Source organism: Kiritimatiella glycovorans (assembly GCF_001017655.1).
In the GTDB taxonomy this organism is placed as follows: domain Bacteria; phylum Verrucomicrobiota; class Kiritimatiellia; order Kiritimatiellales; family Kiritimatiellaceae; genus Kiritimatiella; species Kiritimatiella glycovorans.
On the sequence record NZ_CP010904.1, the window covers coordinates 156,814 to 170,153 of the forward strand.

Consider the following 13,340-nt stretch of genomic DNA (forward strand, 5'->3'; position numbering starts at 1 on the left):
TGAGAATAGGATAGGCAAAGGGATCGTGCTCCCCGAATGAGGAAAATTGCTGGCGACCCTGGCGGCCTGGCGAGAGAAAAACAGATCCCGTTCGGATCCGCTTTCAGGGCATCTCCTGAGTTCAACATGGGGACACCCGGTGGAATATCGTACTCGTACTCGTACTCAGCGAAGCGGTACTCGTACTCGAATTCCTTGAATCGGGGGATGGGATCGCGCCTTCGGCGCTCCGAGTACGCGTACGAGTACGAGTATATGTCCCCCCCCTCAACCAACCTTCATGCTCTTCATGTCCTTCATCGTTCTCTCTCTCTCCTCCGATCTGCCGCATCCCACCTTTCCCGGGAACCCTTCCATAAAAATCCACGAATAACCCTTTTTTCCGCCGGGACACCCCGATTCAAAACTCACTTCAATGTTCACAGGGGGATTCGAGCGCTTCTTCGGGCAATGTTGAAGTCAGGTTCCACCGGCTGCAACATCAAGTGGAAGCCGGGCAACGAGCCGCCGTACTTCGGGTAGGGTGCGAATTACCTTGAACTCCGCACCGTTTGCGGGGTATATCCTCGCGTTCCATTTTCTGCGCTCGGGTGGCGGAATTGGTAGACGCGCAAGGTTGAGGGCCTTGTGACCGATTTAAGGTCGTGCGGGTTCGAGTCCCGCCCCGAGCAGTTCTTCAGAGAGAACACAGCTCAACGGTACACGTGCGAATCATATTCTCTGTGGAGAGATCTTACTCAGGTCTCAGGTTTCCCACTCCCTCTTACTCTGATTCTTACTCTGATTCTGACTCTGACTCTCCCCTGATCCCCTCCCCCGCAGATTGCGGACAGCCGGTCATCGGACCCGCTATTTTTCCGAGCCTTCGGGTCCGGGCGCCCCCGGTTCCCGGTCCTCAACCAGGTGTCGGCGCCGCTGCAGATAGCCGTCGCGCATGGAGACGTAGGGGTCGAGCGCATCCTGTTTGAACTGCTCGTATTCGCCCAGGCGCATGCTGAGTGCGTTGATGCGGTCGCCGGCTTTCAGGGCCACCTCTTCCCACGTCTTCATCTCGGCGTAGTAGAGCGGATCGAGAAAACCGTCGCCGACCATGCCGATCGTGTCGCGGACGTTGGACGGACCGAGCACCGGCCAGACGATATAAAACATCTCGCCCATGCCGTAGGAGCCGAGCGTCTGGCCGAGATCCTCGTTCGGCGGCGGCACGTCGAATTTTTTCGCCGCGGGATCGGTGAACCCGAGCCCGCCCGCCGTGGTATTCACGAGAAACCGCGCCAGCGCCGCGCCCGAATCCTCGAACTTGCCCTGCAGTGCCGAATTGACGACCCGCACGGGCGATTCGAGGTTGGAGAAGAAATTCCCGACCCCCTTGCGGGTCATTTCGGGGAGGATCTTCGAGTATCCCTGCGCCACGGGCTTGAGCACCCAGAAGTAGAGCTTGTCGTTGAACTGAAACATGGCGCGGTTGAACGGTTCGAGCGGGTCGGGAACCTGCGGGCCGGCCTGTGCGCCGTCCATTTCCAGGCCGGGCGGGAGGGTCTCATCGCCCGCCCCCGTATCGGCGGCGTAGGATGCGGAAACGAGGGTTGCGAGAACGACGGCGAGTGCGGCGAATCCGGAGGTAATCTTCATGATTCTTTCCCTTTCTTCTGTTCCTGTTGCTTCTTCTGTTCCAGTTTTGACACCAGTTCCTCGAAACTCCCGCTTGTCAGGATCTCGTTGATCTGGTCGCGGTAGTTGCGGACGATGCTTACGCCGTCGGCGACGACGTCGTAGACCTTCCATCCGGCGTCGTGCCGGATGACGCGCCACACGAGTGAGATTTCCTTGCCGTCGGTCCTCAGCACCCGGGCGTTCACCGTACCGTACTTCTCCTGCACCGAATCGCCGGTGAACTCGATCTCTTCGCCGGAGTAGTGTTCCAGTTTCTCAAGATAGGTACGGGTGATCAGGTCGCGGAAGAGCGGGACGAGCCGGTCCCGCTGTGCATCATTGAGCGTCCTCCAGTGCCGCCCCGCCGCGCTGCGGGTCATGACCCGCCAGTCGAATTCCTTCAGGGCGATGGAGCGGATCTTCTCCTCCCTGTCCTCCTCGCCGAGTTCTTCGTTCCGAAGAATCCTGAGCACCTCGTCCGTGGCCCCGCGCAGCTCATCCAGCGCCTCGCCCGCCGGGGCGGCGGTCGGCGCAGCCAGCAGGGCCGGCACGATCAGGGTCCGGAGCAGTCGTCGCGCGGTCATGGCGGTCTCCTTACTTCTGTTTCTGTTCGATCTGTCCTATCGCGTATTTCGAAACCATCTCGATCAGGTCTATGGCCGGTTCGGTCTGCGTGATCGTTTCGCCCGGACCGAGGGTGTCCGGGGCGCCTCCGGGGCTGAGTTCGACGTATTTCTCGCCGATGACGCCGCGGGTCTTGATCGAGGCGATCGTATCGCGCGGAAGCTCGATCTCCTCTCCGAGACGCAGCCGCACCTCGGCCGCGAAATTCTGCATGGATACCTTTTCCACCTGACCCACGGAGACGCCGGCGATGCTGACCGTGGCACCGTCGCGCAGTCCGCCGACGTCGGTGAACGTGGCGTTCACCGTGTAGCCGCGGCCGCCGATCACCTCCTGGCGGCCCATTTTGATCGAGAGCACGACGAGACAGCCGATGCCGATCAGGATGAACAGTCCCACGGTGAATTCGAGATCGAACTTTTTCATGATTACGCTCCGCCGTTGTTCGTCCCCAGGCATCCGTGCCAGGTGACAGGATCTTCCGTCATGGTCGCACTGTCAATGAACTCCCGCAGCACCGGGTCGTTGGTCTGGTGCACTTCCTCCGGCGTTCCGTAGAAGCGGATACGCCCCTCATAAAGGAAGGCCACCTTCTGAACCAGCCCGAAGATGGCCGGGATCTCGTGCGTGACGATGATCCCCGCGTAGTTCAGTTCGCGCTGGCAGCTGTGGATCAGGTTGTGGATGGTGCGCACGATGAGCGGGTCGAGCCCCGTGGTGGGTTCGTCGAAGAGCATGATCTCGGGGAACTTGATCAGCGCCCGCGCGAGCGCGGCGCGCTTGAGCATTCCTCCGCTGAGCTGTCCGGGCAGTTTTTCCTCCGAGCCTTCCAGCCCCACGTGGCCGAGGACGGTTCGGATGCGTTCGCGGATCTCCTGTTCGCCGAGGCCCTGCTCGCGGAGCGGGAAGGTGATGTTCTCGTAGACGCTCAGCGAGTCGAACAGCGCCCCGTTCTGGAAGAGGAACCCGAGCCGGTCGTAAAAGGACTGCTTGTGGCGGCGGCTCAGGCAGCACAGGTCGTCGCCGTCGACATAGACATGGCCGTGGTCGGGGCGCATCAGCCCCGCCGCATGCTTCAGCAGCACGCTCTTGCCCTCGCCGCTCCCGCCGATCAGCCCGACCACCTCGTGCGGCATCACCTCGAGCGTGGCACCGCGGAGGACCTTCAGTCCCCGGAGCGTCTTATGCACGTCGTCGATTTTAAGGATCGGGTTCATCAGAACAGTATGGAGGTCATGAAATAGTCCCAGGCGAGAATGACGACCGAGGCCATCACGACGGCCTCGGTGGTGGCGCGGCTCACACCCTTCGCGCCGAGCCCCGTGGTGTACCCCTTGAAACAGCATATCCACGCGATCAGCACGCCGAAACTGCACGACTTGTAGAGACCGCTGGTGATGTCTTTCAGATGCACGTAATCGGTCATTTCGCCGAAATACGTCCCGGCGGGCACGCCGAGCAGGTGCACGCCCACGCCGTATCCTCCGAGAATGCCGACTGCGTTGAAAAAAGAGGCGAGCAGCGGGACGGCGATGATGAGCGCGAGGAAGCGGGGCACCACCACGTGGCGGTAGGGGTTCAGCCCCATCACCTCCAGCGCGTCGAGCTGCTCGCCGATGCGCATGATCCCGATTTCGGCGGTGACCGCCGAACCCGCGCGGCCGGTGACCATCAGCGCGCTGATCACCGGCCCCAGTTCACGCAGCAGCGAGAGCGCGACGAGCGGGCCGAGCAGGGCCGTCGTCCCGACCTGGTTGAGCGTGTAGTAGCCCTGGAAGGACAGCACCATGCCGGTGAACGCGCCCGTGAGCCCCACGATCAGCAGGGACTGGTACCCGACGAACTGCAGCTGTTCGACCGTGGTGAGGAACTTGAGCTTCCTGCTCACGAGGTGAAAAAACGTATGCGCCAGAAAAAGTGCAAGCCGGCCGAGGTCCCGGATTACGCGGGCCATGGGACGTCCCAGAGACCTTATAACCTGTTCTGCGCGATTCATAAAGGGCAGGACTTTCCGGCTTCCTTTCGCCGGGTCCAGTGTGGTGTCTTCCGCGTGCGGAGTCAATGCGGGAGGAACAGGGAACAGGGTCAGCGATTCTCATGATGGCTTCACCCTTTTCGGTCGGGGTGGCACCCGACCCTCCCAACGCCCGAAAATGCGTCGGATATCGACTCGGGAGGGACGGCTGCCACGCCGTCCGCGGTCGAAGTGCGGCCTTCATGAGAACGGCTGCAACAGGGTGGACCTTATTCGTGCCCGTCCATCTCCACGTGCGGGTTCGACGCCAGGTTGTCCTTTACGATCAGCCCCTCCATGTCACCGGATCGCTTGAGCATGCGGCCCTTGGCGTTGAGGACGTTGTGGGAGATGAGCAGGTGGCGCGTGCGCCCGCGCAGCTCGATCATCGTGTGATCGGCGGGCGGATCTTCCCGGTAGTTGGTAATTTCCGGCGACTGGAACACGTTGCCGATGATCGTGCCGGAATAGGCGTTGTGGAGCAGAAAGTCGACGTAGGGAAAATCCGTGCCGTCCTGACCGTACATCAGATTGTTGGTGAGCTGGAAAAACTTGCGGTTCTTGAGCCATACGCCGACATCGCGGCAGTTGATGTGGCACGACTCGATCACGAGTTGCGGCTCGAAGATCGGCGTCTCGATGTCCATCCCGATCACGCAGCCGACGGCGTTGCTGCGGTAGAAGGCGCTGTCCTCGGGACCCTGCTCGCGGCCGCGGTTCACGATTCTGTAGCCGGTGCGCTGCGACCAGACGTAGCAGTGCTGGAAGCTCGGCGCGTAGCACCAGTCGGCGACGATCCCCACTTCCGCCGCATACGACGGCGCGTCGTCGGAACGGTCCCCGCGCTTGTACCCCGGGTCGCTGATCCCGGAAACGATCACGTTCATGAAAAGCGGACGCCACTGGCCGGTGGCGTCGATGCCCCGCGTGAAATAGCTGCGGGACGGCACGCCGAATCCGCGGATGTCGACGTTTTCCACGAGCAGTGTGCGGTAGTTGCGCGCGCCGCGCGGCGGCGACGAGATTTCGAGCGCCGTGCCCGCGGCGGGGCGATCGGCGAAGAACGACAGGTCGCGCACCGTCACCGCCGTCAGGCAGCGATGGTCATGCAGGCGGAAGACGCCCTCCTCGTGGTCGCAGATCAGGCTGGAGACATTCTGGCCGTCGCCGAGCAGCGCGAGTCCTTCGAGCGTGGCCTCCGCGGACACGCGCCTCCCGATCCGGTAATGGCCGGCCGGGACATAGATCGCGCCGTTGCCGGCGTGAACCGCCCGGTCGAGCGCCTTCTGGAACGCTCCGCTGTCGTCGGAGGCCCCGTCTCCCTTCGCTCCGAAATCGCGCACCGAAAACGCCTGCCTCGGGGCCAGCGGCGCCGAACCCTCCGCGGCCGCCGCGCGCGCCGTCGCCCCGAAAAAACCCGCCGCCCCCGCGCCCATCATCGCACGCCGTGTCATCGAGCCGTTATCACTCATGTCGCCACTCCCCGGTTCCGTACGCTCAAGAACAAAAAAACTTATTGCTAAGTATATTAGTCGTATTATAAACATAAGTCCACGAAACATCGGGAGCGTTTATGATGCGGCGACGTGATTTCATGGCGGCGGCGGCAGCGGCGGGTGCGATACCGGCTCTGTCTGCGAAGGGGGCGAAGAGGAGGAAGCCCAACCTGGTTTTGATTCTGGCCGACGATCTGGGCGAGGAGGCCCTGAGCTGTTACGGGTGTGAGTCGTGGACGACCCCGCGGCTCGATCAGATGGCCGATGAGGGCGTACGGTTCACGCATGCCTATGCCAACCCGCTCTGCGCACCGTCGCGCGTCAAGATCATGACCGGACGCTACAACTGTTTCAATTACACCGCGTGGGATTATCTCGATCCGAAGGAGACCACGTTTGCCAATCTCCTGCGCGAAGAGGGGTACGCCACGGCCATGGCCGGCAAGTGGCAGCTTGGCGGCGACCTGAAGATTCCGGACCGCTTCGGCTTTGACGAGCACTGCCTGTGGCAGATCGACGACAAGCGCGGCAGTCGCTTCTACGAGCCGCTGGTGGAACGCAACGGCACCTGGCTCGATCCGGAAAAACAGCCGTACGGGCCCGATCTGTTCTGCGACTTCATCAACGATTTCATCCTGAGGAAGGCAAGGGAGGGACAGCCCTTCCTCGCGTATTTCTCGATGGCGCTGGTGCATCGTCCGTTTCATCTTCCGCCGGGGTACCGGGCGGAGGGACAGGAGCCGAACGACCCCGAGGGGCGCCTGGCGTACTTCAAAACGATGGTCGAGCACATGGACCGGCTCGTCGGTTACGTGCTGGACACGGTCGACGACGCGGGCGTCAGCGCGGAGACGCTGGTGCTGTTCGTTGGCGACAACGGCACGGTTCCGCTCGAAATCGTGCAGCACGGCGAGACGGTCAGGGGCGGCAAGGGCAAGCCGACCGAGCAGGGCACGAACGTGCCGCTGATCGCGCGCTGCCCGGGCTCGACGCCCCCCGGCACCGTATGCGGGGATCTGGTGGATCTGTCCGATTTCCTGCCCACACTGGCGGAAGCGGGTGGAGCACCGGTGCCGGACGATGTGGACGGCCGCAGTTTTCTTCCGCAGTGTCTCGGTCGGGAGGGGAACCCGCGCGACTGGGTTTTCGTCCACTACAACCCGCGTCTCAACGACAAGGTCACGCCGGCCCGGTTCGTGCGCGGGAAGCGGTGGAAGCTGTTCGGCGACGGGCGGTTGTTTGATCTGCACAATGACCCGCACGAGCAGAACCCGGTCCGGCCGGGCGAGGGCGACACGTCGGCACTGCAGGCCCGTCGGCGACTCCAGCCCGTTCTCGACCGCATGCCGTGCGACTTTCAGACCGAATGATTCACCGGTGCCTCGAGCCCGCCCTGTACAGACAGAGCGGGTCAGCGCGGACTCCGGATGCAGCAGTTCTCATTATGGCCGCATTCCGACCGCGGACGGCGTGTCAGCCGTCCCTCCCGAGTCGATATCCGACGCATTTTCGGGCACTGGGAGGGTCGGGTGCCACCCCGACCGAAAAGGGTGAAGCCATAATGAGAATCGCTGCTCCGGATGATCTAATTGTTTGCAGGGCATGCATGCATGCGCTACTATACTCCATCATTGCAGCCGCAGAAAAAATGTGGCGGGGGAACGGAACATGGGTGGACATCGGAATGCGGGCCGGGGCGGATTTACCCTGATTGAGCTGATGATGGTGATCCTCGTGATGGGGATCATCGCGACGATCGCGATTCCCGCCTTTCAGGGCAGTCAGAGCCGGGCGGCGCGCGTCGATGCCGCCGCGCGCGAACTGCAGGGCGCCGTCTCGCTCGCGCGCCAGTGGGCCATCACCAAACGCCAGCATACGTACCTGCTGCTTCCGGACGATAACTGCAGCGATAAGGACAAATCCTTCACGCACTACGCCATCTACGCCTGCACCAACGAGACGACCTGCGATGATACCGCCCCGGAGGGCGAGTTCATCCGGGGCTGGAAGGCCTACCAGGAGGGCGTGGTGGTCTATCCGCCGCCGAGTACTGCGGAGAAGAATTTTGCGCTGGGCACTGACAATTACGCTTCCGTCAAATGTCTGGTCTGGCGCCCGAACGGGCGGATGAAGGGCCTGGCAGTGACTACGCCCGAAATCGAGGTCTATCCCGGGCGGACGGATGAAAGCGGGTCCGTGGACGGATCTCCTGAAGACGATGCGCGAAAGTATGCGCGGGCTACGGTGGTCATCAATCGTCTCACCGGCATTTCCGAGGTGCGTAATTATGAAGAAGACTAGTCATCGGGTCTCCGGCCGGTCCGGGGGGTTCTCACTGGTCGAGGTCACCCTGGCCCTGCTGATCGTCGGTATCGGACTGCTGAGCCTGCTCGGTCTTTTCGGCGAGGGCATCAGGATGACCCGGGGTTCGGAGAAGGATGCCTACATGGCCGATTTCGCGGAAAGCCTGCTCGAATCCGTACGGGCTGAATATTCCCTCAGCGGCAACTTTCCCGGTTCCGTTCCCGCGCCCGGGTTTCAGAGCGGGGGATCGTCGACGGTCTGGACCAACAGCGAGTGCACCGGCGCGAATTACGGTCAGATCAACACGAGCAGCGGCGGACCGTATCAGTTTCGCTGCAGCAGCGCGGGGGGAGGCGGGTACTCGTTGCAGTACTCCCTGGATATGCAGACTATGACCGCGACTAACCCGGCCTCGGCCACCCTCTACCTCTGGCCCGATTACTACGCCGACGAGCCGTCGCGACGGGAAGCGGAGATATTCTACACGGAGTTTTTCAGACATAACTGAGAAAGCTATGAAAACATCACACCCGCAGACTAAACACGGCTTCACGCTCGTCGAACTTCTGCTCGCCATGGGTGTGCTGATGCTGCTCGTGCTGGCCATGGGCAACGTTTTCTCGAACGCGCAGCGCGCCATGGAGCAGGGGAGCCGCAAGAGCGAGCGGCTTCTTCACGGTCAGAGTGCCCTGTCGCTGATCAAGGAGGAACTTTCCGCCGCGCTGCTCCATACGAACACGCCCTTCGAGGTGCGTGTGGATGGTGCCGGCGACAATGTGCTCCGGTTTTTTTCCACTTCGGACATCTTCGCCCCCCCCACCGGCGTGCATCGCAGCATTTATCCCGTCGAATATGCGATCAATACCAGCAACGACCTCGTACGCGCCTATGTCGATCCCGCCAACTTCACCCCGATTTCCGCGATGCTGGGCCAGTCTTGGAATCCTTCGCTGTTTACGCCTGTGAATGAGGACATCGCTTCGCGTAACGTGACCCGTTTCGAAGTCGCGGTCACCCTGCGGAGCGGCACCACCACGAACCGTTATATCTGGGGCGCCGGAAACACGAACCGCCCCGCCTACATTGACCTAACGCTCGGGGTTTTGAGCGAAGATCACGCGGAGCGTGCCGCCAGGATGTCGGGCGGGGACCGCGACAGCTATCTGAATCGTCATGAGCAGGTGTTTTCCACCCGGACCCGCCTCAGGGCCATGCCTGCGAACTGATGAGCATCGCCCGAAAGCAGTTTCAGTGACTGCGGCCCGCAATATTCAGGGGCTGTACCCGCCCGCATTTCCGGGAACCCTGTTGGTCGTCAGCCCCGCGCCGGCATTCGTTCCGTTTGCGCTCCCCGTAGATGCGGCCGTGGCGGGCGCCATATTCGTGCCGTATTCGTGGAACCGGTAGATTCTTTCGAAAAATGTGTTGAGTCTCATGTTGTTGCTCGGGATTACCTCGCCGGCCACCTTGACGCAATGGAACGATTTGGGCGGGTCCATGTCGATCTCGTACTCTTCATCGAGCTTTTCAAAACGACTCAGTTCTCTATACGTGATGCAGTAGTAAAAATCGTTCAGGAAATCAAACAGCGGTTTGAATCCGGCGTAGTTGGATGTGATATCGTATTCGACCACACGCATACCGAGAAGGCTGCGGAGTGTATTATCGCCGACGAGATATACCGAATGTGTGGTGAAAATGGCGTGACCTGAGCGGAATCTGAGCGTTCCGATGATGTTTTCTCCGGGCAGGACATCCAGCGCGCTCCGGAGGCGCGATTCCGGTATGGAGACCCCGCGGATTTCAAGACCGTCCCGGTCGAGAAACAGGGGCTTGAGAAATCGCCTCGGAAATTCAGGAAGCATGGTCTTGATCGTGTTTTTGCGTTGGTTGATGGACCTGATTTCCTCCACGGAGGGGGGGGCATCCACATTCGGATCCGCATGCCCCGCATACGTCAGGCAAGCAGCTGCAATCATCAGGATTTTGAATCCGCATTTCATGGTTCCCCCTCAAAGCCACCGGAAGGCCAGCACGCGGGGTGCCTGCTCGCGCTCCGGATCGCGCCAGCACACAGCCAGCGCAAGTCTGTCTGAGCTGACCTCACCATTATCGATAGTACCATCGCCATCCGCATCATCAATCGACTGCGCCGCGAGATAGACCAAAAAGAGATTCTGCCTCGTGGAAAGATAGGGGCGGAGGTGGCCGAGCAGGTTGTCGACGTCCCACTTGGTTACCATCCCCTCGTATCCCCAGTCTCCGTGATCGTCATCGATCTCAGAGAGCGGATAGGTGAAAGTCCCGCCTTTGAGTACATCCATGAGTTCATCGTAATCGTATTTTGAATAAGCCTCGTACGGGGTTCGGACCGGATCGTCCAGTATCAGTCTGCTCGCGAGGTCCCGGGCGGTTCCGGCATCCTCAATATAGTTGGTGGGAATAAAACTCTCCATGTACCGCCAATCGGGACGACGGTGATGCCACTTGTGCACGGGCGCCCTGTAAAGAAGCGAAGCCAGGACATTCGTCTGCAGGGTGTTCGGGTTGACCAGCCCGCGGGTGATCTCGCGCGGCAGCCCGTTGGTGCGTGACTCGTCCTTGAAGCCGAAATACTCGAACACCGGCCAGGCTTCGGGACCGGCAAGCTTCATGGTCGTCCAGGGCTTGTTCTCGTCGTAGAGAAACGTCCCGAAGTCCGCCACCGACCTCAGCAGACGGTTGGTCCATCCCTCATAGACGACAAAGTCCTTGCCCGGCTGATACATCCAGAACGTCCCGTCCTTTTCGGGGTCATCGTAGGTCAGGACTGAATTCATCCCGGCGCCTATCCCGTTGCCGAGTGTTTCAGGCACACCCCAGTGCCAGTGATCTTCGAAATCCCAGTTGATTCGCGGGTCATCCACCTGGAATGAAACACGCTTTGAATTGGGGTTGTCGAGCGTTCCCGGAGTCGTTACGCAAGCCTGATCGAACGGCATATACAGGATATTGTCCGGATCTCCCGGGGCGATCACCTGGTCGAAGAGGAACCAGCCATCGGACATGTTGGTAGCATTGTTGCGCCACTGCGCGCGGATGCGGCCGAGCACGAAATCAGTGGGAATGTCGAAGGGTTCATTGAGCTGACTGACCTCGCACTCCACGTAACCCGTCTCAAATTCGTTCGGCATGAACGTCTGGTGTTCCCGCGAGGTGCGGTGCATGAAGGAGCCGTTGTCGAGCGTGTTGAGATGGAAAAAACTGGTTTCTATCGATTTAGGCGTGAAATAGCGCCACCCGTTGCGGTCCGAGGGGAGATTGGAAACTCCGGGGTCTTCTGAAAAGTCAAGAGTGTCCGGGTCGAATTTGAAATCGAATTCGACGTACGGCGTGGTGCAGAAGTCACCGCTCCATCCGCCCGCGAAATTCATGCGCGGGAAAGGATGCCAGAGTTCGATATCCGCGCGCAGACGGTATACGTAATTCGTTTCCCCGGGAACTGTTTCGTCTTTGTAATAGGTCGTGTCGATGACGATTTCATTGAGAAACGGCGCCAGCTTGAACCCCAGCGAATTCAGTCCCGTATCCCACCGGTCGGTTTCGCTCTCGTATCCCGACCCCTCCCATACGATGTCGTTGAACGCTGAGATATGGGTAAAGGACGCCGCACCGGTCGAGTGGTTGTAGAGCTGTTCCGCGATGGAGATCGCCGTGAACTCCGGATCGGTCAGGGACTCGACGTTTTCATGATAGTCGTACACCATCTCCCGGATCTGGTCGTAGACCTCCCTGCAATGCTCGGAGATATACGTCCATTTCGCGGCTGTGCTGTTTCCGCGGCCGTTCCAGTTGAAGTCTCGTGTCTGGTTGATCAGGGTCCGCTCCACTCTGTTGCTGCCCATCCACCGCACAATTTCACGGCGGTTTCCGTCTGAGTGCGGGACACTTCCGTTGGTGGGATAGTAGGAATGGGTGAAGAGGTGGACGGGACGTTCTTCGAGCAGGTCCTGGTTGAAGGAATAAAACTCGGGATTCGAGGCGTACATGACCGCATTGGTGCGACGGTCATCAACATCCCTAGCCGTGACCCCGTCTGCGAATTCGCGGAGAAGCGCGTTGTTCAATTCCAGATCGTACTGCGCATCTTCAGCTTTGCGCTCTTCGTCGAAAAGCGTGTTCGCATCAAAAAAACCGGCGCAGTCCACCGCCGCGAACCCGATTCTCCCCACGGCGCGACCCGTGTCCTTTTCCGTAAGGGTAATCCACCGCGCCGGGGTGGGGGAGGCGGGATTGCCGACACCCTTCGGAAGATGCGTCCAGAGATTGGAGCGGTTCAGGTCGATCGTGTCCACCGTCCCGGCTCCATCGGAAACAATCCAGTCCTGAAGAGGGTAGTGGTTAGTGCCGACCTGCAGATCGATCTCGTTCAACGCCCGGTTCAGGGCGGCATCCACCAGATGACGGGTCTTCGCCGATTCGAGCTCGGAATCAAATACGAGACGTTCCGTGCGCATCGATACCGCAAAACCCACGGCCATGATCATCAGCACCGCCAGCATCCCCAACACCAGAACCAGTGCGATGCCGGACCGTCGCCCCGCAGGGTCAGTATATGCTTCCGTATAATTCACAGTGTGTAATTAGACCACAGAAGTCATTGCCGGATCAAATAAAATGATAATATATCGCCTTGCGAATTAAATAATAGGCTCGTGCGCCAGCTTTATTTGCTTCTGTGAAATCCAAAGATACATAAAAACATCCGTGCTCAAAATAAATATCTTTAAGTTTCGCTCAAGCAACGTTTCTTTTGGTTTTTATTATAAATCGTAAAAGCTCCCGATTCCGTGCGAGGGGGCGGGTGCCCGGCATAGCGAGAACGTACTATTTTCGCATTACTTCGCGTTTGTTTAATCCGGGGTGGAACAAGGGGAGGAAGCCTGGATCCTTCTGACTGCACCGACGGTTCGTAGCGAAATGTCCGGCCGGCGTATCGATCGCGCAGCGATTCTCATTATGGCTTCACCCTTTTCGGTCGGGGTGGCACCCGACCCTCCCAGTGCCCGAAAATGCGTCGGATATCGACTCGGGAGGGACGGCTGCCACGCCGTCCGCGGTCGGAATGCGGCCATAATGAGAACTGCTGTCGATCGCGCGACATGCCTTGCGTCCGGCGTCCTCAATCTTCATAATGACCGACTCCGTTTGATGCGCCCCGGACTCCGTGCGCCGGGGCGGGAGCGGAAGAGCGGAACCGATAACCCACC

The 13,340-nt window shown here is 60.2% G+C and carries 13 protein-coding genes and 1 tRNA gene; 5 read left to right on the forward strand and 9 right to left on the reverse strand.

Annotated elements, in window-relative coordinates; translation table 11 throughout:
* Positions 1-584: 584 nt before the first annotated feature.
* Positions 585-671, forward strand: a tRNA-Leu gene (locus L21SP4_RS00735).
* A gap of 178 nt (positions 672-849) precedes the next feature.
* On the opposite strand, the gene L21SP4_RS00740 is transcribed toward L21SP4_RS00735, so the two are convergent.
* From L21SP4_RS00740 to L21SP4_RS00765, 6 genes are all read right to left on the reverse strand, one after another.
* On the reverse strand, positions 850-1,632 hold the full coding sequence (locus L21SP4_RS00740) for an MlaA family lipoprotein (RefSeq protein ID WP_052880864.1): 783 nt from the start codon (positions 1,630-1,632) through the stop codon (positions 850-852).
* Complete coding sequence (locus L21SP4_RS00745) at positions 1,629-2,237, reverse strand: MlaC/ttg2D family ABC transporter substrate-binding protein (protein ID WP_052880865.1); 609 nt, start codon at positions 2,235-2,237, stop codon at positions 1,629-1,631. Before L21SP4_RS00745 ends, L21SP4_RS00740 begins: the two co-directional genes overlap by 4 nt.
* Positions 2,238-2,247: 10 nt before the next feature.
* The gene (gene mlaD, locus L21SP4_RS00750) at positions 2,248-2,703 is read right to left on the reverse strand and encodes an outer membrane lipid asymmetry maintenance protein MlaD (RefSeq protein WP_052880866.1); all 456 of its coding nucleotides are present in this window, start codon (positions 2,701-2,703) and stop codon (positions 2,248-2,250) included.
* 2 nt (positions 2,704-2,705) lie between these two features.
* On the reverse strand, positions 2,706-3,494 hold the full coding sequence (locus L21SP4_RS00755; RefSeq protein WP_201774651.1) for an ABC transporter ATP-binding protein: 789 nt from the start codon (positions 3,492-3,494) through the stop codon (positions 2,706-2,708).
* Entirely contained in the window at positions 3,494-4,273 is a 780-nt protein-coding gene (locus L21SP4_RS00760; protein ID WP_052880867.1) for an MlaE family ABC transporter permease, read from the reverse strand. The genes L21SP4_RS00755 and L21SP4_RS00760 overlap by 1 nt, the downstream gene beginning before the upstream one ends.
* A gap of 248 nt (positions 4,274-4,521) precedes the next feature.
* Positions 4,522-5,763, reverse strand: a complete 1,242-nt coding sequence (locus L21SP4_RS00765; protein ID WP_052880868.1) for a glycosyl hydrolase family 28-related protein — start codon at positions 5,761-5,763, stop codon at positions 4,522-4,524.
* 101 nt (positions 5,764-5,864) lie between these two features.
* Here L21SP4_RS00765 and L21SP4_RS00770 point away from each other — a divergent pair, with 101 nt between their 5' ends.
* From L21SP4_RS00770 to L21SP4_RS00785, 4 genes are all read left to right on the forward strand, one after another.
* A complete protein-coding gene (locus L21SP4_RS00770) occupies positions 5,865-7,157 on the forward strand; it encodes a sulfatase family protein (protein ID WP_074041321.1) in 1,293 nt (430 codons plus the stop codon).
* A 298-nt stretch (positions 7,158-7,455) separates the two neighbouring features.
* On the forward strand, positions 7,456-8,088 hold the full coding sequence (locus L21SP4_RS13380; RefSeq protein ID WP_052880870.1) for a pilus assembly FimT family protein: 633 nt from the start codon (positions 7,456-7,458) through the stop codon (positions 8,086-8,088).
* Entirely contained in the window at positions 8,075-8,599 is a 525-nt protein-coding gene (locus tag L21SP4_RS00780) for a type IV pilus modification PilV family protein (RefSeq protein ID WP_052880871.1), read from the forward strand. The genes L21SP4_RS13380 and L21SP4_RS00780 overlap by 14 nt, the downstream gene beginning before the upstream one ends.
* Positions 8,600-8,606: 7 nt before the next feature.
* Positions 8,607-9,317 (forward strand): PulJ/GspJ family protein, encoded by a 711-nt coding sequence (locus tag L21SP4_RS00785; protein WP_052880872.1) that lies wholly within the window; start codon positions 8,607-8,609, stop codon positions 9,315-9,317.
* A gap of 45 nt (positions 9,318-9,362) precedes the next feature.
* Here the strand turns inward: L21SP4_RS00785 and L21SP4_RS00790 are convergent, their stop codons facing one another.
* The 3 genes from L21SP4_RS00790 to L21SP4_RS13035 form a co-directional block, all read right to left on the reverse strand.
* Positions 9,363-10,094, reverse strand: a complete 732-nt coding sequence (locus L21SP4_RS00790; RefSeq protein ID WP_052880873.1) for a hypothetical protein — start codon at positions 10,092-10,094, stop codon at positions 9,363-9,365.
* Positions 10,095-10,103: 9 nt separating this feature from the next.
* Positions 10,104-12,632 (reverse strand): MerR family transcriptional regulator, encoded by a 2,529-nt coding sequence (locus L21SP4_RS00795; RefSeq protein ID WP_052880874.1) that lies wholly within the window; start codon positions 12,630-12,632, stop codon positions 10,104-10,106.
* Between the two features lie 463 nt (positions 12,633-13,095).
* Positions 13,096-13,263 carry a hypothetical protein gene (locus L21SP4_RS13035; protein ID WP_160300600.1) on the reverse strand — a complete coding sequence of 56 codons (168 nt, stop codon included), beginning with the start codon at positions 13,261-13,263 and terminating at the stop codon, positions 13,096-13,098.
* Positions 13,264-13,340 lie beyond the last annotated feature (77 nt).